This window comes from Helicobacter bizzozeronii, from assembly GCF_900196775.1.
GTDB classification, from domain to species: Bacteria; Campylobacterota; Campylobacteria; order Campylobacterales; family Helicobacteraceae; genus Helicobacter; species Helicobacter bizzozeronii.
In genome coordinates this window covers 1-25,071 of sequence record NZ_FZLB01000002.1, presented here as the reverse complement: position 1 = coordinate 25,071, position 25,071 = coordinate 1, and the positions used below count along the sequence as shown (strand labels likewise).

Genomic DNA, 25,071 nt, shown 5'->3' with positions numbered 1-25,071 from the left:
CCCCCAAACCCCCCAACCCTCAGATATTGCGCCCCGCTCGTTTAAAGACTTGGGCTTGAATGCGCGGATTTTAAAATCCATCGCCGAAGTGGGTTTCACCCAACCTAGCCCTATTCAAGAAAAGGCAATCCCCGCTGTTTTAGAGGGCAAAGATGTGATCGCCCAAGCCCAAACGGGCACGGGCAAAACCGCCGCCTTTGCTCTGCCCATTATCCAAAATCTCAAAAATGACAAGAGCATTGAGGCTTTGGTGATCACGCCCACTAGAGAGCTTGCCATGCAAATTAGCGATGAGGTCTTTAAACTGGGCAAAAACTCCCGCACCCGCACCATTTGCGTTTATGGCGGGCAGAGCGTTAAAAAACAATGCGAGCTTTTGGAACGCAACCCCCAAGTGATGATCGCCACGCCCGGACGCCTCTTAGATCACCTCAAAAACAAACGGCTCAAAAACTTCTCCCCTAAAGTGGTGGTGCTTGATGAGAGCGATGAGATGTTGGACATGGGCTTTTTAGATGATATTGAGGAGATTTTTGACTACCTCCCCAGCGAGGCGCAGATTTTATTATTCTCAGCCACCATGCCCCCCCCCATTAGGGATTTAGCCAATAAGATTTTACAAGACCCCATCTCGATTCACATCGCCCCCACCCATGTAACCAATACCGACATCTCCCAACGCTTCTATGTGATCAACGAACATGAACGCAACGAGGCGATCATGCGTTTGCTAGATAAAGAAAACCACACCAAAAGCATTATTTTTATGCGTATGAAACGCGAAGTTGATGAATTGCACCAATTTTTGAGTGCCAAGGGCTATAAAAGCACGCCTTTACATGGCGACATGGAGCAACGCGCCCGCAGAGAATCGATCCAAGCCTTTAAAACCAAGCGTGCCGATGTGTTGGTCGCTACCGATGTGGCTAGCCGGGGGCTAGATATTAGCGATGTTAGCCATGTCTTTAATTACCATTTGCCCTTAAATACCGAAAGTTACATCCACCGCATCGGGCGCACGGGGCGCGCGGGTAAAAAGGGCGTGGCGATCACTTTAGTAACCCCTTTAGAATACAAAGAACTTTTGCGTATGCAAAAAGAGATCGGCTCTAGCATTGAGCTTTATGAAATCCCCAACATGGACGAGGATCGCTTGGTGCAAGCCTTAAACAAGGTTGAAGTGGATGCGGAAGTGGTGAGCTTGTATGAACAACTCACCGAGCAATTTGAGCCCTCCCAGCTGGTCTTAAAGCTCTTGAGCTTGCAATTTAAAAGCCATAAGATCAAGCTAGAGGAGGTCCTCCACACCCGCACACCCACACCCCACGCCTCTAAGGGCAAATTTAGCAAACCACATGGGCGATCCTCCCATAAAAACCGCACAAGGAGATAACATGCCCATCCCAGCCACTTATGCTAACTCTCCCTATATTTGGCAAGATGGAAAATTTGTGGATTTTAAAGATGCCACAATCCATGTTCTGAGTTATAGCCTGCACTATGCCAATGCCGTTTTTGAGGGGATTCGCGCTTATAAAAGCCCCAAGGGCATGCTTGTTTTTAGACTTTGCGATCACCTCCAACGACTCCTAGACTCGGCTAAAACCCTGATGTTAGAGATTCCCTACAATTTAGAACAGCTTAAACAAGCCACCTTAGAGCTTTTAAGGGCAAATCAATGTAGCGAGGATACTTATATCCGCCCCTTAATTTTTATGGGCTTGGGGGCTTTGGGCGTGTGCAACCCCACCCCCCCCATCCATACAATTATCGGGTCTATGCAATGGAGGGCCAATGAGATACATGGCATTAAGGTCAAAACCAGCTCTTTTAGCAAGCCTAGCGTGCAAGCTAGCCCCAATCGCGCCAAAGCCAGCGCGCATTATCTAAACTCGCATTTAGCCAAACAAGAGGCTTTGTTATGCGGGTGTGAAGAAGCCTTGCTTTTAGACACACAAGGTTTTGTCGCCGAAGGCTCGGCTGAAAGTTTGTTCATTGTCTCTAAGGGGACACTCATCGCCCCGCCTTTGGATTCGACTCTAGATTCGATCACCCGCCAAACCATCTTGGAGTTAGCCCAGCACTTGCAAATCCCCACCTTGCAAAGACGCTTGGTGCGTGAGGAAATTTACACGGCACAAGAAGCCTTTTTTGTGGGCACGGGGGCGGAGATCACGCCCATTAAATCCCTAGACTTTAGAGAAATTGGTAACCCTAATAACGCCCCCATCACCCAAGCCCTATCCCAAACTTATATGCAACTTGTCAGAGGACAACTCAATCATTTTAACCACTATTTAACCCCCTTGAACTAAGAAGGACAGCAATGCCCATTGATTTAAACGAGCACCTGAAGCGCAAACAGACCCCCAGCCCTGAAAATAATACCCCCAATCCAAACCCACCCAAGGACAACAACCCCAAGCCCCCCACCTTGCCCTCTAATTTTTTGCAATCCAAACGATTCACAGGCTTAGTCATTATTATTATCGTGGTGATCTTGCTTATCTTGGCTAGACCCTTCATGGTGATCCAATCCGGTGAGATTGGCATTAAGATCACCGCCGGGAAATACGACCCCATCCCCTTACAGCCCGGGATTCACTTTTTTATCCCCATTGTGCAGGATATTTTGGTGATTGATACCCGTGTGCGCACCATCAACTTTTCACGCACAGAGGACATGGGCATTGTGGGGAAAAATCAAGGCATTTTCCGCAACGATGCGATCAATGTCATGGACTCTAGGGGCTTGACGGTTTCTATTGAGCTCACCGTGCAATACCGCCTCAACTCCCAAACCACGCCCCAAACCATCGCCACCTATGGCTTGAGTTGGGAGCAAAAGATCATTAACCCGGTGGTGCGTGATGTGGTGCGCTCGGTGGTGGGGCGCTACCCAGCCGAGGATTTGCCCATCAAACGCAACGAGATTGCTGCCTTGATCAATACTGACATCAATAAAGAGGTCTCTAAGCTCCCTAATTCGCCCGTAGAACTAAGCTCTATCCAGCTTAGAGAAATTGTCTTGCCTGCTAAGATCAAAGAACAGATTGAAAAGGTGCAGATCGCACGCCAAGAATCTGAGCGAGTCAAATACGAGGTGGAACGCGCCAAACAAGAAGCCCAAAAGGCGGCGGCTTTGGCTAAAGGAGAAGCCGATGCCAACCGCATTAGGGCTCAAGGTGTTGCCGATGCGATTGTGATTGAGGCTAAAGCCAAGTCGGCTGCTAACTTGAGTATTGGGCAGAGCTTGAATGAACGCCTCTTGCAACTACGCCAAATTGAGACACAAGGGCAATTCAATGAAGCGTTGAAAACAAATAAAAATGCCCAAATCTTTTTGGTCCCGGGTGGGGCAGTGCCTAATATCTGGCTAGACACTAAGAGTAAGCCCAAAAGTCTAGCCGGGCATGCAGAAGGAAAATAACTAGAGCGTCAATTGCATGGAGAGCATTTTAAGGAGCGTCCAAGAGCACTTACAGATTTTTTGGAGTCACACCGATTTATTTGCACTGATAATCTTTTGTTTGCATTATGCGTTTTTTCTCTGCTTTTTTATTGCGGGGCTGGTGGTGCGGGGGTATACTGCCACCTTTTTATACTTACTCTCTTTTGTTTGTCTTTTTGGTGCCCCCTTTGGCGTGCACTATCTCTTAGAACAACAGCTTTTTAAAATCCACACTAAGGTGGAGCAAGCCTATGCTTTCACCTACACCGATGCCTTTGAGGCTAGGGTGCAAATCACCAATGAGGGGCGCATGACAATCCGCCAATGCGCCTTGCGTTTGGATGTGCTCAAACCAGCAAGCAATAAGCCCCAAGAGTTTCTTTACCAATGGCTTTTTGAGCACACCTATATCCAAACTTTTAAGGTTGTCCTAGCCCCTAAACAAACGCATTCCTTTAATTTAAGTATTGAGCACTACCCCTATAAACAAACCCCCTTCAAACTCTCCAGTGCCTGTTATTAAACCAATATTTTTAAAATTTTAGATAGAATGGTGGGTGAGCCAGCTTTGGCTTGGAAATTATCAATCAAAGGAATGTTATGGCAATTGGTATTTTTTATGGGACAGATAGTGGTAATTCTGAAACCATTAGCAACAAGATCGCAGGGCATTTTGGCGGCGCACAAGTCTTTGATGTGAGCAAAGCTTCTAAAGCTGAATTTGATAGCTTTAGCTCTGTGATCTTAGTTGCGCCCACCGCCGGTGCGGGTGATTTGCAAAGCGATTGGGAAGAGTTTTTAGGGACTTTGAGCGATGCGGATTTTGCCAGCAAGACCATTGCGCTTGTGGGGCTAGGCGATCAGGACACCTATTCAGAAACTTTTGCCGAAGGCATTTTCCACATTTACGAAAAAGCCAAAGCCGGTAAAGTCGTGGGCTTCACTTCCACAGATGGGTATAATTTTGAAGGTTCTCGATCGGTTGAAAATGGCAAATTTGTCGGTCTTGTTTTAGATGAAGACAACCAAGATGACCTCACCGATCAGCGCATTGAAGCGTGGGTTAAAGAGGTCAAAGGTGCGTTGAGTTAAGCCCAACTTGCAGTTTTTTGCAAAATTCGTTAAAATGGGGGCAAAAAAGGATTTTTAATGTCTCCACAGCACAGAGTGCGTTTTTTCTTAGCCTCTAGCGTTTTAGGGGCTTTGATTTGGAATGCTTGCGCCTCTAGCCCCCAAAAACGGGTTTTTCTGCAGAACATGCCCAGATGGATGATTGAAGATCAGAGCATGTATATCAATCGAGGCATTGATAGCTCGCATGTGATCGATGGGCAAGTGGCGCGATCTGAGGGTATCGCTAGAGAGCGGGCAAGATTCCGTGTTGCTATCCACATCGCTAACAAAATCAAAGAGTTTTACAAACAATCTCAGAACGCCCACCAAAAGCCTTATGATGAGACAATTTTTACCCAAATCACCCAAGCCATCGCCGCCAGTCTCGATCAAGAAATCCAATTAGGCGAGTATATCAACCCCAACAACCAAGAGGTTTTTATGCTTGTGCGTGTCGATGGTTATCAGCCCGCCCGTTTAGAACGCTTATTGTTTAATATCAAAGCCCTAGATGTTGCAACCGTGCGCCTTATTTTGGCAAAGGTTCAGGCCATCTTCAAAGCCGCTTTGAGCTATGACGAGGTGGAAATCCCCAAAAGCATGTAGTTTGTGGGGGGGGGGTTAAAGTAAGAAAAATAGTTACATCTATTTTTGTTGTTATAAAAAAAACTTTCATATTGACTTTTTATTACAAAGACAATACAATACACACTTCAATTTTCTAGATTAGCGTAGAAGGATGGTTATGGGCGAAGGGTTTTCCGTCAAATTGGTGGGCGAATATGTGGATATTGGCATCTTCACGGCTTTGGGGATCATGAGTTTTATTGCGTTGTGGTTCACCATTGAGCGCATTATTTTTTATGCGAAGTTGGATTTCAATCTATACGAAGACCCTGAAAAATTGGATTTGGACTTGACTAAAAACCTCACTTCGCTCTACATCATCTATTCCAATGCTCCCTATGTGGGGCTTTTGGGGACGGTTTTAGGCGTGATGGTTACCTTTTATGACATGAGCACGAGCACCACCGGGCTAGATGCTAAGGCGATCACGCTGGGCTTATCCCTAGCCCTCAAGGCGACCGCTTTTGGGTTGCTTGTGGCGATCCCCACCTTGATGGTGTATAACGCCTTGCTCCGAAAAGTGGATGTCTTATCCGAACAATTTAGGCTTTTAACCAAAAAGAAGGTCTAGGGCATGCGATCTAGAATACGGCGGGGTGATGGGCTCAATATTGTCCCTTTTATCGATGTGATGTTGGTCTTGCTTGCCATTGTGTTGAGCGTCTCGACTTTTATCGCACAAGGCAAAATCAAAGTTAATTTACCCAGTGCCAGTAGCGCACAAAAACAACAAAAAGAGGAGAAGAAAATCACCATTGTGGTGGATAAAACCGATGGGATTTACATTGATGACAAACCCAAGAGCCTAGATGATTTGCGCGCCCTCATTGCCAAGACAGACCCTAAAGTCTTAATAGACTTGCGGAGCGACAAAGACTCTAAATTTGGGACCTTTATCAACATCATAGACATTCTCAAAGATCAGCACCATGAAAACTTCTCCATCTCTACAGAAAAAAAGTAAGTTTTCAACCAGTGTTAGTTTTGCGATCACGGCAGTCCTTTATGCCGTTGGGTTGTGGTTTATCTTTACAAATGACCCTTTCAAGGTGGAAAATCTAGCCCAAGCAGGTACTCAGAGCATGACCATGAGTTTGGCAAGCATTGATACACGCTCCCAACACCTCCAGCATGCCCAAACTACACCCCCCACCCCCAAACCCATAGAAAAACCCAAACCAAAACCCAAACACCATGAAAAACCCAAACCCAAACCTAAACCGGAGCCCAAGCCCCTCCCCAAACCTGAACCCAAGCCTGAACCCAAACCGGAGCCAAAGCCTGAGCCCAAACCTGAACCAACACCAAAACCCGAGCCTAAGCCTGAGCCAACACCCAAGCCCGAGCCCAAACCCAAAGAGGAGAGCCAGCAAGAGAGCACGCACAAGGAAGTCAAGCCCAAGCAAGAGCCCAAAGAGAACAAAAAGCAAGAAGAATCCAATAAAACCACTGAGGGTGCGCAGGCTAACCAATTAGCCTACAACCAAGGCGTGAGCGATGAGTTTTTGATGAAAATCCAAATGGCGATCTCGGCTAAAAATAAATACCCCAGAATGGCTATGATGCGCGGGATTGAGGGGGAGGTGCTCGTAGAGTTTATTTTAAACACCGATGGCACCACCACAGACATTAAGATTTCCAAAAGCTCAGGTTCGGATATTCTCAACCATGCCGCCTTGAATGCGGTTAGAGAGGCCTCTAGGTCTTTCCCCACCCCCAAACAACGGGTGCGTTTGCGAATCCCCATCGCCTACACCATCAAGGAGTAGGTTAGCAAAATATCAAGGAGTGTTGGTGCCTATAACCCCTAAGCCGGTTAAATTCGTCTGTTCTTGTGGGTATTCTAAAGTGGTGTCCTTTAAGAGCGATTGCTTGAGTGGGGCAGATTTAGCCCAAATGGGCAACACCTGCCCTAAGTGCAACAAAGAGATGCAAAGGGGCACACCCAGTGTGTTTGATCGCCTTTTTAAAGGGGCTTGGTGATGCAAAATCTGCTCATTCTCTATAACCCCTTTTATAAAACCGATGTGATTGAAGCGCACTTAGAGACTCTCAAAAAAGAGGGCAAAGTCGCCTTTGGCAAAATCCGCCCCAAAACCAAAGACAAAGAACACAAATTCCCTAAGAGTTTGGAACACATTTACCAAAGCACCAATCCAGATAATTTTTTGCAACTTTTTTTAACCGATTTTGCCAACTTGTTTGTGGCTAAGGTGGAGGCGGTGCAAACGATCTTAAGTCAGGCTAAAGCCCCAAAGTATTACAAAGATGGAAAATATGATGTGGAGGCGTGGTTTATCATCACAGATATACAAGAAATAGAACGCAATGATTTTGCCACCATTCGCGATAGCCACTTATCCAACTTCATTACACCAGATTATGGCAACCACACTTTCCGAATCTATGGCAATGACTACGATTACCCCTTGCGTATCGAGATGAAAGAGGAACGCAACTACTTTGAAAGCCCGCAGAAGTTTTACCATTATGTCTTTAAAAGCAAGCGTTTTTTAACCATCAAAGAGCATTTGATCAATTTGAGTTTTGGCGAACATGCCTACGCACTCCACCATTTGAGCCTAGATAATATCATTTATGCCGAAATGGAATACCAAGACAACAAACAAGACCCCCTTTATGATTTTAGTGCGGTGATGGTGCGTTATTCTAAAATCCTAGAGCAAGAGGTATATCTCCTCACAAAAGACATCGTGGCGTTTTTAAGCCATGTCGATCCGATGATCTTAGAGTTGCGTTATGAAACGATGAATCGATCATATCCTTTGAGTGGCTTGTTTGGCAAAAAGGGCAAACCTAATCTGCATGCCCATAGCAAGATTTTAACCCTCCCTGAAATCCAAAATTTACGCTCCAAATTACCCCCCTTTGTGGCAGATTTTGGCTTAAAAGAGCTCCCACAAGCCTTGCAAGATTTTACTTTCAAACGCAATAAAGGCGTGCATGAAAGACCCATTAGCCTACAAGAGGCCAGCGGGGTGCGGATCAAAATTCTAGGGGTTGCCCATGATAAGAGCTTGCTAAAATGCCTCGTCCAATGCCGTTTAGAGCTCAAAAACCCCCTGCCCTATTCTCAAGATTTAAAGCCCCCCCAAAGCCGCTAGATAAAGCGCGCTCCCCTCACTGGTTAAAATCAAGGGGGAGGGTGTGCTATAAATCTCTCTATGAGCAAATAACGCCCTTTCTGGCGTGCTAAACCCCCCTTCAGGACCGATGATAATCCCATTCTCTAGGCCTTTTTGAGCGGGCATGCTAGGGGCGTTTAGATCAAAGACACAGGCTTTGGGGTAGGTCTCTAGGGCGGCTTGGGTGTTAGCTAACACCTCTAAAGCCATCAAATCGCTGCGCCCACTCTGCTCGCATGAGGCGATCAAGATTTTGTAGAAACGCTCCATTTTGGGGGTGTCTAGTTTTTCATTGTGCTGGCTATAGGTGGCATAAAAAAAACTGATTTGGCTAACCCCCATTTGGTTCAGATAGGGCAAGACCTTTTCAATGTTTTTTAAATGGATGATAGCCCAAATCAGGTGTATGGGGTGGGTGGGGCGTATCCGGAGTTCTTGAGCTGATTGGAGGCTTAAAAGGGCGTGTTTTTTATGGATAGTCATGGGTTTGTAAAAATACAAGTTGTCATCTTGCAGATTACGCATCGCAATGGCTTGGCTAGCTGGCGTGCGGCGACTCAAATAAAGGTGGCGGTGGGCTTGCCCCTCTAAGAGCACTTCAGGGGCTTTGGCTTGGGGGTGGTAGAGAAAACGCATTAAAAAATCTTGGGGATAAAAAACGCCCCAGAGAGCAAAAGATTTAGTGTGTAAAGTCCTTGAGACCAACGCACATATTTTTGCATATATGCCTCTTTTATGCGCGCCCGTTTCAATTTGTTAATGCGCTTGATCTCCCCTAAGGCGATGATCCCCAAGGCAATACCCATCAAGATCACTTTCAAAGACCCGCTAAAGCCCTGCATCGCCCAAATAAAAACCCCGCTGAAAAACCCGATGGCCACCCACATGAACACGATCACCATCATGGCATAGAGGTATTTATTGAGCGTGGCATAATTTTTCAGATACCCTAACCAAAACAAATTAGCCCCAAAAATCAGCGGGCCTAAACCCATGAAAAAGGCATGGAAACTAATCGCATCGATTAAAGCCTGTGTTAGCATTTGCTTAAGAAAGGGGCTTAAAGCCCCCACCCCCTCCAAAAGCAGCCTATGCCTTAGAAGTTATAGACATAGTTGAAGAAGACAGAAATATTACGCTTGTAGGCGATTTTGAGTGCAGAGCCATCTGGACCAGTTCCATCAAAGAAGTAGTTAGTCGCTAGCGGGATGCGCAAACCGATCTCAAAGCCATTATGGCGATTCACATTGGTTCTAAAGCCGATGTTGATGGGGATTTGGAAGTAGCTAGTGTTCATGCTAGCCTTGCCCCCAGCCGCATTGATTTGTGCCATGAGGTTTTTATAATAGCTCATGCCTTTCACATTCCAAGAGCTACCCGCAAGCATCAAGCCCGCAAACATACCCACGGTATGGTTGCCATCTTTGCTTTCATAGAAGTTATAGAGGGCATCCACACCCGCACCATAGACAAAGTTATCCACATCGTCCGCATCGCTCACATTAAAGGTGCCGTGTTGGTAGCTAAAGCTAGCATAGTAGCGCAAGCCCCAGCGTTTCTTTTTGCCAAAGAATTGTTTATAACCAAACTGGACATCGATCCCGTACATGTTCCCATTTTGGGTGCTCAATACGGGGCGGCGGGGCGCATTTTCAGCGGCAAGAATTTTTTGCACTTGCCCGTTTCCATCATACTTCAATTGGGCTGCCAACGCCGTGGATTTGAGGTTGGATAGCTTGCTCATCAAAGCCTGTAGGGCAACAAGATTGGCTTGGCGTTGGGAAGCTGAGGGGGGGGTGGTGCCTCCAAAGCCTTGTTTGAGATAGCCCATAAGCGCGCGGTTTTGCACCATTGCTTGAGGGTTATTAGCAGCAGTAGCCGCATTGCTCAAGGCAACCATAGCTTGCACGACTTGTTCTTGCAAGGCACCGATCTGATTTACCAAGTTGCCCAATTGTGCTTGCACCTGAGACACGCTAAAGCTAGTATTTTGGGAAGCACCTTGTGGGCCATAGATGGTGGCTACAAGGTTGGATACAGCCGTTTGGAGGTTGGCAACTCCAGAGAGCACAGCAGCATTTGAGGCAATATCGCTGTCAATGCCACTCGTGTTCAGACTAGAGGCAGTAACCCCATCGGACAAGGCATTAATCATTGTCCCAAACTGCCATGAAGAGTTAGAGGCCATCGACCTAGCTTGGATCGCAACAACTCCAGTTGGACCACTAAGGGATTGGATATACTCTTTCCCGGCTTGTTGTAAAGCACTCACAGAGGCACTCGAAGTTTTAGATGCCCCACTTGCCAAAGTGGCAAGACTGCTGGTCGCATTGTTATTATTGGTCTGTGCTGCTTCATAGGCTTTGGCCAATTGGGCGGCTGGTGTGTCGCTATTGTAAGCGATGATCGTGCTTGCAGTCTTTTGTAAGCCAGCGATGGCACCTGCTAGACCTTCAAGTTGGACTTTGCTGAGTGTCCCATTGCTCAATGCAGCACCACTACCAGTTGCCGTATTGACCCCTGCTTTTTGGAGGGCTTGCACCGCATTGGCATTAGCGATAAGTGCCTTAAGCGCATCACTACTGCTCACAGTTGCAGAATTGTCAGAGTAGTTAGCGGTGTCAGCGATGGCTTGCCCAACCATCAAAGCCTTGATGGCAGCTTGCAACTGCGGGCTGTTTTGATACGCGCTACTATTGACCACACTCTGAATCGCGGTTTGCAACTGGGCGGGGGTGGCTGTGTTGATATATGCTGAAATGGTTTGACCAGACATTGGTGCTAACCCATCTGCTTGCAACTGTTGGGCAATCAACCCGCCTATGCCCATTGGTTTTGTGCCCAAATCGCTCATATTTGGAGAGCTAGCAGAGGGAACGAGGGCACCCAAATTGTTGGTGATATAGGCAACTTGGTTGGCCGCACTCGCAACATTGTTGAAAGCTTGGGCATCGCTGACTGTGCTGGCGATCACGGAAACCTGATCGGCTTTCAAGCCTGCTACACCGCCACTAGCGATCGCCGCGCTAGCTAAGTTGTAGGCATCGATGAGTCCGGCAACGGTAGCCAAGCTGATGTTGGTTTGACCAGTAGCAGTATCTAAAGCCGTGATCTGGGCATTGATTTGTTGCGCGGCTGTGGCGAAGGCTGAGAGCGTCCCACTGGTGATGGTTGCAGCGTTAGTGCTCCCCACAACGCCACTAATGGCATTTTGGACTTGGGTGACTAGATTGGTAAGGTCTTGACCACTTGGGAGAGAGGTTGCACCCTTGCCCTGGAAATACTGTGCGACCCCGTTTTTAGGGTTATTCAAAGCATCCATCAAACCTTGCACCAAACTTGCCGCGCTTGTTTTGCCATAGCCTTCCGTGATGTTGTTAAGATTATCAGGAACAAAGCTATTGGTGCTACTAATGGCATTGCTAAAGTTGTTGAGCAAATTAGCCACCGCACCGTTATTGGCACTACCATTAAGGGCGGTGATCGCAGCGTCAACAGCAGTTGCCCCCGTGCCAAGATTGGCAACATCTGTGGTGTTGCCCCCATTGAGCTCCTGATTGAGCGTGTTGATGGCTTGGAAGGCTTGGTAAAGCGTGTTGCTTGTGTAGTTGGCGATGGTGAGCTTATCATCCAAATTAACCCCAGTGAGGACACCTGCGGGTGCAGAGGCAATAGCAAAAGTGTTGCCTGTTAGGTCTGCTGTGCTACCACTTTTGTCGGTTGTGGTGGCGGCTAGGGCACTGGTAACATTGCTCAAGTTGTTGTCCAAGCTGTTTAAGCTGCCAGTGCTCACAGAACCATAGAGGCTAGCCAAATTGGTAGCCGCGCTGGCAGCTGTTTGGAGTGCGGTTGTGGTGCTCCCACTGGTGCCTTTCACCAAAGTTCCCCAAGCTTGGATCGCATCGCTGTTGTTGCTGATCGCATTGCTCAAGCTTGTTAGGGCTTGTTGGGTTAAGCCAGTTGTAGCAGCGTAGTTCCCGCTGGCTTGCAGGGTGCCATAATTGTTTGCCACATTCGCACTAAAGCCAGCCGTGCCCAAACTCTCAAGGGCATCTTTGAAGTTGGTGTTGTCTTTGCTATTGGAAAAAGCGTCCAACAAGGCGATGGGGTTATTGCTTAAGGCAGTATTAACTTGAGTGCTCAAGCCCTCCAAGTAATTATAGCGGTTGATCAAGTTTTGGATGGCTTGTAAGCCCGCTTGCGTGGCGGTGCCAGCTACGGTATTAGGGGCGGTGCCAGTGAGCATATTTGCCAAAACCTGTTCAATTTGCGCCACGCTTTTTGTGGCATTAGCTCCCTTGAGCCCATTTAACACGGCTGTATTTTGTTGGTAGATATTGATTTGGCGAATCACGCCCAAAAGCCCATCTGCATCTAGAGTGGCACCACCTTTATTGATTGCCGCCAATGCATTTTGCAAGGCGCTATAGGCACTTGCTGCGTTTTGGGCATTGACAAAGGAACTTGCCGTAGCGGCATCCACATTCAACGCATTAGAAGAGACATTAGCAGTTGCCAATCCTGTATCTGCTGTGGTCAAAACCTTGACCGCACCTTGGAGATCTGTAGCCAAAGTGAGCAGTTTTAGCACAGAGCTAGCAGCAGTTGCATCCTTCCCGCTGAGGGTGAGATTGCTAACCTGATTGTCCGCAGTGAGCGCGCTATTGAAGGTGCTCAACAAGTTGTCGGTCTGTGTAATCGTCTGCCAAGCGGTGGTGGCGGCACCGACACCGCCGGCACCACTGGCGAGCAAGTTGCCCAGTGCAGTAGTGTCATTTGTTTCTAAAGCCGCGATTGCCAACGCTTGGTTTGTTGAATCGTTGGTTTTTAGATCCCCTGTGATCTTGGCCCACTCTGCTTGAATGGTAGCCACAGGTGTGTTGGTAACAAATGCATTGGTGAAGTTGCTGGTGGCGCCGCTGGCATTAGCAATATCCCCAATGGCATTGGTGATTGTGCTAAGTGCTGCTAGGTTGTTGATGTAATTAGGAGCGTTGGTATTCTCTGCAAAGTTCCCGCCCACATCACCAGAGCCAACCCCGCCTGTGTTGGAATCCCCAGTGGCGATATTGGAGGTGTTGGCGATGCCACCTTGATCCCCAAAGCTAGCTGTTGCTGCAGCTGTAGCCGTGTTTAGAGTGCTCAGAAGACCCACGATGCTAGCTAGGTTATTAGATCCGGTGCCCATTAGGGTGCTAATGACAGTAGTTGAAGCCGCGCCCCCATTGAGATCGCTACTGAGTTGCGTGAGCGCGCCACTAAGAGAATTGACAGCCACCACCGCATTTGCCATTTGCGCATTTGAAACGCCAAGCCCGCCATTGCCCAATAGGCTACCGGCTACTTGGGAGTCAATACTCACGGTTCCATTCACAGTACCTTGCACTAAACTTTGTTGGTTGGCAAGATAGTTCAAGCCACTGCTTACACTCTCTTGCAAGGTTTGGATCGCTGCTTTGGCATCGCCTGCTTGGACGGCGGTCCAAAAGGTTTTGCTCGCTCCGGTGGCTGCAGTAGGTGCGGCGTTATACCCGGCTAAAAGTTTGTTAATGCTATCTAGAGTGCTGGTGATAAGCCCCGTGTCATTTGCACCAGATTGAGGGGCGTTCAACAATTTATTGAACTCGCCTAGCGCGTAGGCGTAATTGCCTTGATTTGTCGTGCTATCGCCAACAACATTGGCGGTGAGGGCGTTAACATATTGGTTCAACAAGGCATCGGCATTTTTGATTTCTGTAATGGTGTTATAGATTTTAGCGGCATTGTTGGCGGCATCGGCTTTATCTGTCCCTTCAGCTGCACCGCCATTGAGCAGGGCATTAGCCGCCGCGTTGTTGGCGGCTGCACCAAGGGCTGCACCCAAACCGGCTTGTCCGGCGGTGCTGAGCATGCCATTGAGCGTGTTCACATTCCCCGCATAGGAGGCAGCCAAGCCAATTAGTTTGGCTAGGGCGACATTGCTCGCCTGGGCTTGGCTTAATTGGTTAGCCAACCCAGAAGCAGCGATGGATTGATCGATAGGGGTAGTAGCTCCGGGGGTGGCAGAATCCGTAACAGCCGTAGCACCGGTCTTACCAGCACTACTCCCAATTTGTGCGGGGTATAGCGTGGTGGTGTTCTGGACTTTACCAGTTGTAGGCGTGTTGGTCGCACTGACGCTACTTTGCGTGGTGTTGTCCACTAATTTTTGCAATCCAGAAATGGTATTTTGGAACTCTTGATAGGGGCTGATCGTGGTGGCACTTGAGCCCGATCCGGATGTGATTGAGGGGTTGAACAGATTATAGATCGCCTTAAGCGAACCACTAAGACTTGAATCACTAAGTGCCTTGCGAGAACCCCCAAAGGTGCTACTACTCAAGGCTGCGTTAGCACCTCCTCCAATGGTGGTCGCGCCCGCTGCAATTTCCCCCATCGCTTGGGAGGCTTGCTGGAGCTTGTTAAAGATGGCTGATTGGACATTGGTTGTGGTTGTGATGCCTAGAGCCTTAGCTTGATCGCTACCTAAACTGCTTGCCAAGCCCTGATAAGCATCCCAAACGACCTGGTAAGCACCCGGATTAACGATGCCATTAAGCCCACTCAAGGCTTTATCAATCACGGCTTGGTTGGTCGCATAAGTCGTATCGCCTTTGGCTGTTGTTACACCCGCTAATGCGTTGATCACCGCGTCCACATTGGCATCTGCACTGCTCAAGCCTGAGGGGGTCGTGGCTGTGGGGTTGCCGATGTTGGTGATGTTGTTAAGAAGCGCGTTGGCATTGGTGTTATAGGCTTCAACGGCAGTTGCTACTGTAGTGGCGTTGGCATTTAGCTCGGTCGCGCTGGTGGCAATCCCCCCGGCAATCAAGCTATTGAGCGCGCCCAAACCTTGCAAGGCATCCAGTGCCCCCGGAGAGCCATCGCTATAGTTAGTCCCTTGACCATTGGCGGGTGCTGATCCTGTGGGGATAATGCTATCTGTAGCACTGGGAGTGGTGAACATGATGCTGTTGATAGTTTGGACACTTTGGGCTAGACCAGGGGTTGTGATGTCAGTCTTTGCTGCAGCTGCTGTGCTAGCGGCATCGGCTAAAGAAAGCCCAGCGCTGTAAATGGTGTTCCCACTCCCGCTATTGGATAGCAAGGCACTTAAATCTTGCCCGTAGTCGTTGCCATTGGTGTTGGCACCTAAAAGATTGGTATTATCTGCTAAACCTATGATGTTATTGTAAATGGTGCTCATCAACTTGTTGGCATTGTCAGCATAGTCAGACGCAGTGGTGCCTTTGGGAGGAGTGCCTAAGGTCGTGCTAGATGCGCTAAATGCCCCGGCAACAGCTGCTTCTGCCCCAGTGCCAATAGTCCCATTGCCCTTACTGGCTGTAACTTTCCACCAAGTGGATCCGCTTATGGGGCCCGTGCCTAGGACATTGCCCGCTGATGAAACACCGCTAAAGCTGGCGCGATCAGAATAGTAAGTGCCTGCCATGTCTTGGACTTGTTTTAACCAAGGGTTAAGCGTGCTCCAGTCATAGATGTTCAAACTGCCTAAGGTGGTGCTACTCAAGGCTTGGGTTGCACCGCCTAAAGCTGAAGTATTGAGCAAGCCATTGGTGCTGTCATTGAATAATCCGCTACTCCCATAGAGGATGTAGCTAGTAACAGCGGGGTTATTGGTCCCTGGTGTGGTGTTAGCTGCCCCCCCCCCTGTTATGCCAGTAGGTGCGGCACCTTGGGGGTTAAGGATATTGGGGGCGGCATTACCCGCCACACTCCAAGACCCGCCTAGTATCCCAGAAACCGAATCGACAAGCTGATCGATGGTGATATCAGCCGCATCCAAAGCGGGTGCACCGCTAAAGCAAAAAGCCAAAGCCAAACTTAAACTTCTAGTTTTCATTATCTCTCCTTACGATCCTAGTTTTTCCCTACGGCTTCCCTACAGGAATGGTGTTATTACCGCCCCCAACCGGATTTGTGGTCAGATTGCCCAGTTGGGGCACGACAACACCATTACCACCGGTGTTGCTACCCAAAACCAATGCGTTTGAGTTAGAGCTGTAGTTGGGTTTGGGCCCTACCATTGACTGCGCACGAGTCATGTTGGAATATTGGAAACCCACGCTCCCATAAAATCCACTATTTTCTGCTGAAAGTAAGCTACTGGATAAAAGCAATGTTGCAACGCTAAAGCTAGCAAAATGTCGAATCTGCATGGTAATCCTTTGTCCTTTTTAGAAGTAGATATCTATTTTATCCTAAATTAACTTAAATTAATACTTAAGCTTTTTCAAATTTTTATTTTTTATTTAGTGTATTTAACGAATATTTTAAAAATTAATGACCTTGTGGTTTCCCGTGGGTTTTACGCAAGCAATAGTTTTTGTGCTTGTGCTATAATGCCTTTCATTTGCCATTGATTAAGGAGTTGCATGCGTGTAGCCGTCTTTGGGGGTGGGGCGTGGGGGCGCGCCCTAGCCTTTGCCTTTGGGCATAAAAACCCCACGATCATCATCTCCCGCCAAGATCTAGCCCCCTTGCTGATGCCCTTAAATAAACATTTGGTGCTCAAAGGGCATGATCCGATCTTGCAAGCGGACTTCAATCAAGGCGTGCAAGCGGATTTGTTTGTGGTCGCCATTAGCGTGCAACACTTGCGTGCTTGGTTTGAACAAGCCAATCTGCCCTACACGGCTAAAATCCTCATGGCATGCAAGGGGATTGAGCTTGGAGGGGCGTTTGTGAGCGATATTGCTAAAAATTTCATCGCCCTAGACAATCTGTGCTTTTTGGCTGGGCCCGGTTTTGCTAAAGAGATTATGGCTAGCCTGCCTTGTGCTTTGGCGGTGCATTCTAGCAATGCGACTCTAGCTAACAGCTATGCCCAAGCTTTGCCCGCTTTTATGCGCTCCTATGTGCAAAATGATATTAGAGGGGGGGAGATTGCCGGGGCGTATAAAAATGTGATCGCCATTGCTGCGGGGGTGTGCGATGGGTTGGAGCTAGGGCAGGGGGCTAAGGCTTCGCTTTTAGCCCGGGGCTTAGTGGAGATGAGCCGTTTTGGGACTCACTTTGGGGGCAAGGTAGAGACCTTTTTAGGGCTATCCGGGGCGGGGGATTTGTTTTTAACGGCCAATTCGCTTTTTTCACGCAATTACCGCGTGGGGCTGGGGCTGGCGCAATTTAAGAGCTTAGAGGCGATCTTAGAGGAATTAGGCGAAGTGGCTGAGGGGATCAAGACCACGCAGGCGATCGTGCAGATCGCCCAAAGAGAAAATATCTATACGCCCATTGCCTCAGAACTCCAACACCTCCTAGAGGGCAAAAACCCTTTAGAGAGCATGAACACGCTCATCAAACGCTAGGATAAAACATGACAACTTTTTCAGATATTCTTTTGAAATTACAGGATTTTTGGCAACAACAGGGTTGTTTGTTGATTCAGCCCTATGACATCCCCGCTGGGGCAGGGACTTTCCACCCCGCCACGCTTTTAAGGAGCTTAGATAGCCAGCCTTGGAGTGTGGCTTATGTCGCCCCTTCACGGCGCCCCACCGATGGGCGTTATGGGGAAAACCCCAATCGCTTAGGCAGTTACTACCAATTCCAAGTGCTCATTAAGCCTAGCCCCTTGAATATCCAAGAATTGTATTTGCAAAGCCTGCAAGCTTTGGGGATTGACTTTAGTAAACATGATGTGCGTTTTGTGGAGGATAATTGGGAGTCGCCCACCTTGGGGGCTTGGGGCTTGGGCTGGGAGGTGTGGCTAGATGGCATGGAGATCACGCAATTTACTTATTTCCAACAAGTGGGCGGGCTAGCTTGCCACCCCGTGCCCATTGAGATCACCTACGGGTTAGAACGCCTAGCAACCTATATCCAAAATGTGGATAGCATTTTAGACATTGTTTGGAGTGTCCGGGATCAAAAACCCATTTTATATAAAGAGGTGCATTTAGAAAGTGAGTATGAGTTTAGCCATTACCATTTTAACCATGCCCGCTTGGATTTTCTCATGGATTGCTTTGAGCGCAACCAAGAGGAGGCACGCCATTGTTTGGAGCAAGAACTGCCCTTAGTGGCTTATGACTTTGTGATGCTCAGTGCGCATTTTTTCAATGTTCTGGATGCCAGAAAAGCCCTCTCGGTTGCCAAACGCCAAGAGTGCATTTTAAAAATCCGCCAGCTGGCTAAATCTTGCGCCCTGCTTTACAAAGAGCAAGAGGGCGCGCGTTTGGAGCGCCTATGCAAATAGAGGAGATTTACGCTTTTTTAGATCAACTGAGCCCCTTTACGCTCCAAGAGAGTTGGGATCATAGTGGGCTCAACTTGGGGAGTTTGGGCTCAGAGTTTGAGCGGGTCGCCATTAGCCTAGAGGCTACGCTAGAGCTGGCTCAAGAAGTCAAACCTAAAACGCTCATCTTAACCCACCACCCATTATTTTTCAAGCCCCTTAAAAATTTTGACCCCACGCTTTATCCTTGCAATATCGCCCAGATTTTGATCCAAAAATCTTGCTCTTTGATCGCCTTGCACACCAATTTTGATCAAACCCATTTGAATGCGCATTTTGCTAGCTTGCTAGGCTTTGAGGGCTTACAAGCCCATGGCTTTGCCTTGCAAGGCAAGCTAGAGTCCACCCCCCTAGAGGATTTAGCCCAACAAGTGCAAGAACGGCTTAACCTGCCCTATGTGCGTTTCGTGCGGGGGGCTAGCCACATTGAGCACATCGCGATCATCTGCGGATCGGGGGGGTTTTATTTAGACACCCTAACAAATCCGCCCCCCAATTTTTGCCTGATCACCGGGGATTTAAAACACCATGAGAGCATGGCCGCTCTTAGCCGCAGGGTTAGCCTCATTGAGGTCGAACATTATGAGAGTGAAAAGGCTTTTGTGCCCTTGCTGCACGATTTGCTACAACCCTATATCTTGCAAACTCAGTTAAAGCATGTTAAACTCTTTGATTGCAAAAGTCCATTCACCCTAAAGGTCCGTTAATGAATATCCATTTATCCCAACTCATTGAGATTGCGCAATTAGATAAGGACATTGAGGCTTTAGAGCCCTTGATCAAGGAAAAACGCGCGGATTTAGATAAAGCCCTTGCCACTAAAAGCAAGAAACAAGCCGAGTATGCCCTACTCGAGGAAGAAAAAAGGACTCTCAACATACAAATTGGCAAAAACGAACAAATGCTCCAAGAGACTAATACCAAGATTGAGAGTATCCAAAAGAAAATCGCCCAAGTGAAGTCTGAACGCGAATTGCGTTCCCTCAACATTGAGGAGGACATCACCAAGGAGCGCGCCAACCAAGCCAATAAAGAGATCGATCGCTTGCAAAATGAGATCGCCCATAAAGCTAAGCTCCAAGAGGGTTTGAACCAGTCCTTGCAAAATTTGGAGGAGCAGATCAAAGCCCTTGAAAAGCGAGTCGAACAAGACACGATTCAGCTCAAAGAGGAGCAACAAGAGATTTTCCACAAAAAGCAGGAATTGACTCTTAAAATGGATCGCAAGCTCATCGCCTTTTATGAAAAAATCCGCCGTTGGGCGGGGAATACCTGCGTGGTGAGCGTGAAAAAGCAGGCTTGCGGGGGATGCTTTATCCGCATTAACGATCGCACCTATGCCGAGCTACTAAGCAGTGGGGATATTCTCACCTGCCCGCATTGTGGGCGTATTTTATATATCAATACCCAACCTACAGAGGCTGCTAATCAAGCCCTTTGAGTTTCTCTATACGGGCATTTTGGCTAGCTTGCATGTGTTGGCTCTGCCCCTAGTGGGGCTTTTTAGCCTCAAATCCAAATACAGAAATTCCCTTAAAGCGCGCTTTTTAGCCCGCAAGCACGCCCTTAACTCCCCCCCGATTCTGTGGTTCCATGCCTGCTCTTTTGGGGAGATCAAATCCTTACAAGCTTTATTGGATCAATTCCCCCAAGTCCCCATTTTGCTCACCACCACCACCCAAACCGGCTTTGATCTAGCTTGTGCCGCCTATGCGCAAAACCCCCATATCCAAGTGCGTTTTTTGCTCTTTGAAACACTCTTGTTTTTGTGGCGTGAGGATTTGGGGCATTTAAAAGCCCTAGTGGTTACGGAGGCTGAATTGTGGTTCAATGTCTTTAGGCTAGCCAAAAGTGTTGGGGCACAAACCTTTTTGATCAATGCGCGCATTTCTGAGCGTTCCTATCCGCGTTACCAACGATTCAAGAGCTTTTATGCTTACTTGTTCGAACAAGTCGATCACATTTACGCCCAAACCCCCCTAGATCAAGAACGCCTAGCCACGCTGGGCGCACAAAATGCCCAAATTTTCCCCAATCTCAAGCTCTTTAACCCCCCTAAGATTTCCCACACCTACGCCAAACCCGACTATTTGATCTTTTTGGCTGCCAGCACGCACCCTAGCGAGGAGGAGTTAATCTTAAAAGCCTTTTTAGCCCTCAATGATCCCCATGCTAGGCTTTTGATCGCCCCCCGCCACCCCGAGCGTTTTACAGAGGTAAAAGCCCTACTAGAAAATCAAGGCGTTGTTTTTAATAGCCTCTCCAAGGGTTTTGATTTGGATCAATCGGTCTTTGTGATCGACAAATTGGGCGTGCTCAATGACTTTTACCCCTTAGCCGATGTGGTGATCTTGGGGGGGAGTTTTGTGCCTATTGGGGGGCATAACCCCCTAGAGCCTGCCTTTTTTGGGGTCAAGCTCATCAGTGGGAAGCATATTTTTAACCAAGAAGCCCTATTTGCTTGCGTGCAAAATTACGCCTTGATCGAACCTGAACAACTGGGCAGCACTCTAGCCAACCACGCCCAGCTATTGCCCAGCTTTTTAGACACCCACAACCACGAAATCAGCCAGTTAGCCCATGCCATCTACCCAACCAGCCTATAAACTCTTGAGTCTCCAGCTAGGCATTTCGCATAAAAAAGCTAAAATGCTTATCGATCGGGGCTTGGTGGGTGTGGGGGGCAAACCCCTAAGATTAGCGCGTGCCAAGTTGCCCTTAGATGCGCATTTTAGCCTGCTAACCCCAAAGAGGGCGGGCATTCTCTACCAAGATGATCACCTGCTAGCCTTAAATAAAAGCGCACACACGGAAAGCTATGCCCTGCAAAGACAACACCCCCCCTACCAGCTCTTGCACCGCTTGGATCAGGGCACTAGCGGGGTGTTGCTCTTAGCCACTGAGCCCCTTTATAGCCAAGCCCTGCAAGCCTTTAGGCAAAGACAAGTTTATAAAGAATATTTAGCAGTGGTGCAGGGCGTGATTAAAGAACCCCAAACCCTTAAAATGCCCTTAAGGGTGCAAAAAAGCCACCCCCATTTTAATAAGGGCTTTGTAAAAACTGATATTGATCCTAAAGGGCAGGAGGCGATCACGCACTTAAGCCCACTAACCACCTACAAAAATCACACGCTTTTAAAGGTGGTGATTAAAACGGGGGTGACTCATCAAATCCGTGCCCATCTAAGCGCAATCCAGCACCCCATCATCGGGGATCAACTCTATGGGGCACACCCCCACCCTTATTTGCTCTTGCACGCCCATAAGATCGCCCTACTGGGTTACACCTTGAGTGCGCCTATCCCGCCCCATTTTAAGGAGTTTGATGAGTTATTGGAACCAGATTTACAGCCATTTTAGCCCCATTGCCTTTAGTGTCTTTGGGGTTCCGGTGCATTGGTATGGCTTGGCTTATGTAACCGCACTCTTGCTGGCTTTTTTGATGGCGTTGAGGGCATTAAAAAGCGATCCTAAGCGTTTCCCCATCAGCAAAGCTAATTTTGAGAGTTATTTTATTTATGCTGAGGTGGGCGTGATCTTGGGGGCGCGCTTGGGCTATATTTTGATCTACGATCCCAACACCCTTTATTATCTCAAAGCCCCCTGGCAGATTTTTAACCCCTTCCACAATGGGGAATTTATCGGCATTCGGGGGATGAGCTACCATGGGGGGCTGGTGGGCTTCCTTATCGCCTCTTGGCTCTTTAGCGTGCTCAAAAAGCAAAATTTCTTGATCTATTTGGATTTGATTGCCATCAGCCTCCCTTTAGCCTATGTTTTTGGGCGCATAGGCAATTTCTTAAATCAGGAACTTTTTGGGCGCGCTGTGCCCAGTGGGGACACTTTTGGGCAACATATTGGAATTGTGGTGGAGGGGGTGTTGCGTTATCCTAGCCAGCTCATTGAGGCTCTTTTAGAGGGGCTGGTGGTCTTTGGGGTGGTTTGTATTGCCAAAGCCTACACCCACGCACATGGCATGCTCATGGTGGTCTATGGCTTGAGCTATGCGCTCGCGCGTTTTATTTCTGAGTATTACCGCGAGGCGGATTCACAATTAGGGTATTATTTTTGGCACTTGAGCATGGGGCAGATTTTGAGCATGTTCATGGTGTTGATCTCTTTAGCCCTTTGGGGGTTTATTGCTCTTAGGCAGAGGCATCCCTAGTTTGGGCTTGAGCACCCGAGCCATTTTAGAAAAAATTATGATGATGTGTGCTAGAGTTTCTTGGATAAGGAGCAAATATGGGTATCAGACACAAACTAGCCAATACATTTTTGCCCAGTGTTTTAGGGCTTTTCTCTTTGCTCCCCTTGAGTGCTGAGAAAAATGGGGCGTTTATGGAGGCAGGGTTCCAATATTCCTATGCTTGGGGTTCTTTTAAGCAAAGTATCGCTTTGCAAGAGACGATCATGATACCCGGGGTGCCCTATGTCTTTAGGGCAACGACCCAAACGGCAAATTCTTATGATGGCAATCTTTATGGGGGGGATATCCAAATCGGCTACAAGCTCTTTATTGGCGAGACAAGACGCTTTGGGTTGCGTTTTTATGGCTTTTTTAGCGGGCAAAAAGGGTATGCTAACTCTGTGCATAATAGCGATTCGGATCCTATTTTTGTTGTCAAGGATTTAAACGCCATTAATCTTTTCTATGGTGGGGGCATGGATATGCTTTTTAATTTCTATGATGATGGTGAGCATTCCTTTGGTGTCTTTGGAGGGGCGATGGTTGGGGGGAGTTCTTGGTTTATGGGCAAGGATAAGTATTGTAATTGGGCCAATGCTTATAACTATGGCAGAACTGGTTGTGTAACGATGAATCAATATTTTAAAGACCAAGTGCGCATTAATGGTGAGCATTATCCCGGACTCAAGACTTTTTTTGCGCCTAATTTTTTGCAAGTGATTGTCAATTTAGGCTTTAGATTTAATCTCACCAAACATCAGGGGCTTGAGGTGGGCGTGCGCATCCCTATTATTAATGATCCCTATTATCTTAATAAAGGCACTTATTCATCGAAAATGGGGATCTTAAAGCGCAATATCAATGTCAATAGCGTTGTCAAATTTAGGCGCAACATTGTTGCCTTTGCCAACTATGTGATCAATTTTTAGGCATTTCCAATATTAATCGAAAGGTAAATTATGGTTTTAAAATCTGTGTGGCGTGTGGCGGTGGTGGTGGCTTTATCTGGTGTGGGTTTGCAAGCAGCCAAGCTAGGAGAGAGCCAGGCTTACAAAAAGGGCGATGCGATGTATTGGGCATATTATGGGGCTAGCGGGGGTTATGACACTTCTACAAACCCGGAAACAGATTGCAAACAAGCTCTCAAGTATTTTAAGCAAGCTGTGCAAGAAAAGGATTTTGCAGCCTATGAGGGTTTGGGTAGGCTCTATGAGTCTGGCTGTGGGAAAGTGGTTAAAAAGGATGTCCCAAAAGCGATTGAACACTATAAAAAGGCGGGTGCGATGGGTTGGGGGGCTGGGTATGCTAGTTTGGGGAGAATGTATTATGAAGGATTAGGTGTTCCTAAAAGTCAGAAAAAAGCGCAATACTATTTGGGTCTTTGCCGCAAAAGTGCCCATCCGGTCAAAGCAAATCCTAATACAACGCCTGAGGGTGTGGATGGGTGCAAGGCGACCATATTTGATCTCAATGTGGGGGGAGATTAGTCTTTTGGTGTTTCTTAAGGGGGGGTCTTTGTCTTTTTCGTTATTTTTAAGCAAAAATTAAGCTTTCCACCGATATAATGCGCTTTTGCCTAAGCAAATGGGGGTTGCAGTTAATCCTGTAGCTCGAACATTTAGTTTAGTGTTTTTTGACTTTTTATTGTCAATAGCCTATGTAAAGGTAAAAACTACAAAGCCAAAGAATTATACTCAATAAGGCGGTAGAAATCTTATCAAGGCAGTTTAGCGGATATGCTAACTGAAACAAACAAGATGTTAAGAGTAGATGGTGGATGCCTTGGGTAGTAGAGGCGATGAAGGACGCACTAGACTGCGATAAGCTGCGTGGAGCTGTCAAGAAGCATTGAGGCGCAGATGTCCGAATGGGGCAACCCAACTTACAGCAATGTAAGTTACTCTATTTAGAGAGCGAACCTAGCGAAGTGAAACATCTCAGTAGCTAGAGGAAAAGAAATCAACGAGATTCCCTCAGTAGTGGCGAGCGAAAGGGGAACAGGGCAAACCGGGTGCTTGCACTCGGGGTTGAGGACGACAACATTCAAGGGGTTTATCTAGCAGAGTTGCTTGGAAAAGCAAGCCATAGAAGGTGATAGCCCTGTATGCGAAAGATACACCCTAGATAGTCGTATCCAGAGTAGGCCAGGACACGTGAAATCCGGGCTGAAGCCGGGGAGACCACTCTCCAACCCTAAATACTACTACTACACCGATAGCGCACAAGTACCGTGAGGGAAAGGTGAAAAGAACCGTGGGTAACGGAGTGAAAA

General features: G+C 47.7%; 24 protein-coding genes and 1 rRNA gene. 21 read left to right on the top strand and 4 right to left on the bottom strand.

What is annotated here, in order from left to right; genetic code table 11:
- Positions 1 to 25 precede the first annotated feature (25 nt).
- The 11 genes from C5684_RS00395 to C5684_RS00345 all read left to right on the top strand — a co-directional run bounded on the left by C5684_RS00395 (position 26) and on the right by C5684_RS00345 (position 8,316).
- Positions 26 to 1,393: a DEAD/DEAH box helicase gene (locus tag C5684_RS00395; RefSeq protein ID WP_233708600.1), complete on the top strand. Its 1,368-nt coding sequence runs from the start codon at positions 26 to 28 to the stop codon at positions 1,391 to 1,393.
- A 1-nt stretch (position 1,394) separates the two neighbouring features.
- Positions 1,395 to 2,315 (top strand): branched-chain amino acid transaminase, encoded by a 921-nt coding sequence (locus tag C5684_RS00390; protein ID WP_104639055.1) that lies wholly within the window; start codon positions 1,395 to 1,397, stop codon positions 2,313 to 2,315.
- 11 nt (positions 2,316 to 2,326) lie between these two features.
- Positions 2,327 to 3,430 carry a prohibitin family protein gene (locus C5684_RS00385; RefSeq protein WP_104638847.1) on the top strand — a complete coding sequence of 368 codons (1,104 nt, stop codon included), beginning with the start codon at positions 2,327 to 2,329 and terminating at the stop codon, positions 3,428 to 3,430.
- Between the two features lie 16 nt (positions 3,431 to 3,446).
- A complete protein-coding gene (locus C5684_RS00380; protein ID WP_006018071.1) occupies positions 3,447 to 3,974 on the top strand; it encodes a DUF2393 domain-containing protein in 528 nt (175 codons plus the stop codon).
- A 77-nt stretch (positions 3,975 to 4,051) separates the two neighbouring features.
- Positions 4,052 to 4,543 (top strand): flavodoxin, encoded by a 492-nt coding sequence (locus C5684_RS00375; protein ID WP_006018072.1) that lies wholly within the window; start codon positions 4,052 to 4,054, stop codon positions 4,541 to 4,543.
- 57 nt (positions 4,544 to 4,600) lie between these two features.
- Positions 4,601 to 5,170: a hypothetical protein gene (locus C5684_RS00370; RefSeq protein ID WP_104629121.1), complete on the top strand. Its 570-nt coding sequence runs from the start codon at positions 4,601 to 4,603 to the stop codon at positions 5,168 to 5,170.
- Between the two features lie 139 nt (positions 5,171 to 5,309).
- A complete protein-coding gene (gene exbB, locus C5684_RS00365; RefSeq protein ID WP_104639054.1) occupies positions 5,310 to 5,762 on the top strand; it encodes a TonB-system energizer ExbB in 453 nt (150 codons plus the stop codon).
- A 3-nt stretch (positions 5,763 to 5,765) separates the two neighbouring features.
- Positions 5,766 to 6,155 carry a TonB system transport protein ExbD gene (gene exbD, locus C5684_RS00360; RefSeq protein WP_006018075.1) on the top strand — a complete coding sequence of 130 codons (390 nt, stop codon included), beginning with the start codon at positions 5,766 to 5,768 and terminating at the stop codon, positions 6,153 to 6,155.
- Positions 6,121 to 6,960: an energy transducer TonB gene (locus C5684_RS00355; RefSeq protein WP_199764446.1), complete on the top strand. Its 840-nt coding sequence runs from the start codon at positions 6,121 to 6,123 to the stop codon at positions 6,958 to 6,960. The genes exbD and C5684_RS00355 overlap by 35 nt, the downstream gene beginning before the upstream one ends.
- Positions 6,961 to 6,985: 25 nt before the next feature.
- Positions 6,986 to 7,174: a hypothetical protein gene (locus tag C5684_RS00350; RefSeq protein WP_104639053.1), complete on the top strand. Its 189-nt coding sequence runs from the start codon at positions 6,986 to 6,988 to the stop codon at positions 7,172 to 7,174.
- Positions 7,174 to 8,316: an HP0729 family protein gene (locus C5684_RS00345; protein ID WP_104639052.1), complete on the top strand. Its 1,143-nt coding sequence runs from the start codon at positions 7,174 to 7,176 to the stop codon at positions 8,314 to 8,316. The genes C5684_RS00350 and C5684_RS00345 overlap by 1 nt, the downstream gene beginning before the upstream one ends.
- On the opposite strand, the gene C5684_RS00340 is transcribed toward C5684_RS00345, so the two are convergent.
- The 4 genes from C5684_RS00340 to C5684_RS00325 are packed head-to-tail and all read right to left on the bottom strand — an operon-like array spanning position 8,293 to position 16,535.
- Positions 8,293 to 8,973, bottom strand: coding sequence for a 16S rRNA (uracil(1498)-N(3))-methyltransferase (locus tag C5684_RS00340; protein ID WP_104639051.1), 681 nt, complete (start codon positions 8,971 to 8,973; stop codon positions 8,293 to 8,295). The genes C5684_RS00345 and C5684_RS00340 overlap by 24 nt on opposite strands.
- Positions 8,973 to 9,410, bottom strand: coding sequence for a hypothetical protein (locus C5684_RS00335; RefSeq protein ID WP_233707481.1), 438 nt, complete (start codon positions 9,408 to 9,410; stop codon positions 8,973 to 8,975). The genes C5684_RS00340 and C5684_RS00335 overlap by 1 nt, the downstream gene beginning before the upstream one ends.
- A 23-nt stretch (positions 9,411 to 9,433) precedes the next feature.
- Positions 9,434 to 16,219, bottom strand: coding sequence for an outer membrane beta-barrel protein (locus C5684_RS00330; RefSeq protein WP_104639050.1), 6,786 nt, complete (start codon positions 16,217 to 16,219; stop codon positions 9,434 to 9,436).
- 28 nt (positions 16,220 to 16,247) lie between these two features.
- Positions 16,248 to 16,535 (bottom strand): hypothetical protein, encoded by a 288-nt coding sequence (locus tag C5684_RS00325; protein ID WP_104639049.1) that lies wholly within the window; start codon positions 16,533 to 16,535, stop codon positions 16,248 to 16,250.
- Positions 16,536 to 16,751: 216 nt separating this feature from the next.
- On the opposite strand from C5684_RS00325, the gene C5684_RS00320 reads away from it, so the two are divergent.
- The 10 genes from C5684_RS00320 to C5684_RS00275 form a co-directional block, all read left to right on the top strand.
- The gene (locus tag C5684_RS00320) at positions 16,752 to 17,684 is read left to right on the top strand and encodes an NAD(P)H-dependent glycerol-3-phosphate dehydrogenase (protein ID WP_104639048.1); all 933 of its coding nucleotides are present in this window, start codon (positions 16,752 to 16,754) and stop codon (positions 17,682 to 17,684) included.
- Positions 17,685 to 17,692: 8 nt separating this feature from the next.
- On the top strand, positions 17,693 to 18,574 hold the full coding sequence (gene glyQ / locus C5684_RS00315) for a glycine--tRNA ligase subunit alpha (protein ID WP_104639047.1): 882 nt from the start codon (positions 17,693 to 17,695) through the stop codon (positions 18,572 to 18,574).
- Positions 18,565 to 19,320 (top strand): Nif3-like dinuclear metal center hexameric protein, encoded by a 756-nt coding sequence (locus C5684_RS00310; RefSeq protein WP_104639046.1) that lies wholly within the window; start codon positions 18,565 to 18,567, stop codon positions 19,318 to 19,320. The genes glyQ and C5684_RS00310 overlap by 10 nt, the downstream gene beginning before the upstream one ends.
- Positions 19,320 to 20,054 (top strand): zinc ribbon domain-containing protein, encoded by a 735-nt coding sequence (locus tag C5684_RS00305; protein ID WP_104629111.1) that lies wholly within the window; start codon positions 19,320 to 19,322, stop codon positions 20,052 to 20,054. Before C5684_RS00310 ends, C5684_RS00305 begins: the two co-directional genes overlap by 1 nt.
- Before the next feature lie 19 nt (positions 20,055 to 20,073).
- A complete protein-coding gene (gene waaA / locus C5684_RS00300) occupies positions 20,074 to 21,219 on the top strand; it encodes a lipid IV(A) 3-deoxy-D-manno-octulosonic acid transferase (RefSeq protein WP_233708599.1) in 1,146 nt (381 codons plus the stop codon).
- Positions 21,194 to 21,973, top strand: coding sequence for an RluA family pseudouridine synthase (locus C5684_RS00295; RefSeq protein ID WP_199764445.1), 780 nt, complete (start codon positions 21,194 to 21,196; stop codon positions 21,971 to 21,973). Before waaA ends, C5684_RS00295 begins: the two co-directional genes overlap by 26 nt.
- Positions 21,939 to 22,778, top strand: coding sequence for a prolipoprotein diacylglyceryl transferase (gene lgt, locus C5684_RS00290; RefSeq protein ID WP_104639045.1), 840 nt, complete (start codon positions 21,939 to 21,941; stop codon positions 22,776 to 22,778). The genes C5684_RS00295 and lgt overlap by 35 nt, the downstream gene beginning before the upstream one ends.
- A gap of 77 nt (positions 22,779 to 22,855) precedes the next feature.
- On the top strand, positions 22,856 to 23,728 hold the full coding sequence (locus C5684_RS00285) for an outer membrane protein (RefSeq protein ID WP_104639044.1): 873 nt from the start codon (positions 22,856 to 22,858) through the stop codon (positions 23,726 to 23,728).
- 30 nt (positions 23,729 to 23,758) lie between these two features.
- A complete protein-coding gene (locus C5684_RS00280; protein ID WP_104639043.1) occupies positions 23,759 to 24,286 on the top strand; it encodes a tetratricopeptide repeat protein in 528 nt (175 codons plus the stop codon).
- Between the two features lie 263 nt (positions 24,287 to 24,549).
- Positions 24,550 to 25,071: ribosomal RNA gene (locus tag C5684_RS00275) — 23S ribosomal RNA — on the top strand; the annotation flags it as partial.